Here is a 618-nt window from a genome sequence, read left to right as displayed (position 1 = left end):
TCCCTCAAAAGATAATCCAATCTATCAACGTCTAGTTGGGAAGAAATAATATCCTTATACTTATGAAATGGGACTAGTTCACTCTCATGGAAAAAAGAGCATATTTTTTTATTGTCTCCTTTCTCTCTTTCTTTAAATGAATTTATAAATTTAGGCGTCCAATCATCATCATGAGATAATCTATAACTCTTATTTTCTTTAGATAAATTTTTATACATTTCTTCAAATGCATGTGAAAATGGACCATGGCCTATATCATGTAATAAGGCAGCTACCATAATTTCATGTTTCTCAGAATTAATGCTAAGTTTCTCGCATACCCTTTTTGCAAGATAACAAGCACCTAATGAATGATTAAATCGTGTATGCACAGCTCCAGGAAAAATCAAGTCACCGCAACCTAACTGCTTTATATGTCGTAATCTCTGGAAATAGGGGGTATCTATATAATGTTTTATTAATTCCTTTTCCTCTTGTGTAAAAGACATAACCCCATGTATAGGATCATTAATGATATGCGAAGAGGGCATCCTGACCTCCAAAATGAAATCCTTATATAATTTATATTAGTAGGTATTTAATAAAATTCACAATCCTTCTTCTTAATCTCTTAAAAGG

General features: G+C 31.7%; 1 protein-coding gene. It reads right to left on the bottom strand.

Annotated elements, in window-relative coordinates:
* Positions 1-488 (bottom strand): HD domain-containing protein (locus OQJ26_RS19325; RefSeq protein ID WP_265705292.1); only part of this gene is annotated, 488 nt, incomplete at its 3' end.
* Positions 489-618 lie beyond the last annotated feature (130 nt).

Source organism: Legionella sheltonii, assembly GCF_026191355.1.
Taxonomy (GTDB): domain Bacteria; phylum Pseudomonadota; class Gammaproteobacteria; order Legionellales; family Legionellaceae; genus Legionella; species Legionella sheltonii.
The sequence above is the reverse complement of the archived record's forward strand: the minus strand, read 5'-3'. Positions and strand labels throughout refer to the sequence as shown.